Source organism: Dellaglioa sp. CoH-56-MRSF-10 (genome assembly GCF_056782175.1).
The window spans coordinates 1-280 of sequence record NZ_JBXAYF010000106.1 but is presented as its reverse complement, the minus strand read 5'-3'; the positions used below and the strand labels follow the sequence as shown (position 1 = coordinate 280).

At 54.6% G+C, this 280-nt stretch carries 1 protein-coding gene; it reads right to left on the bottom strand.

What is annotated here, in order from left to right; translation table 11 throughout:
- Positions 1 to 280, bottom strand: a 280-nt coding sequence (locus AC1RP4_RS07990) for a hypothetical protein (protein ID WP_481763275.1), incomplete at both ends; no start/stop codon positions are given.

Here is a 280-nt window from a genome sequence, read left to right as displayed (position 1 = left end):
TCACAACTTGGTGCGCAACACCAAGAGATTTCTGTTCGAGTGCCATACGCAGCAGTTCCTGTGCGTCGATGATCGTGTTGTGCAGAATGCGAATCTGTTTGCGCTTGCGCTCTATGAACGCGTCGCGTGCGGCTTCCTTGGTGCGATGCGCGTACTGCTTCGTCCACGACAGATTCACGAACCGTTCACGGTCCTCGTAATGATCTAGAAACCGGAAACCGTGCGGAGTCATACGCAGCACCGGATACTCGTTGATCCAGATGCCTAGGTGTTCACCGGC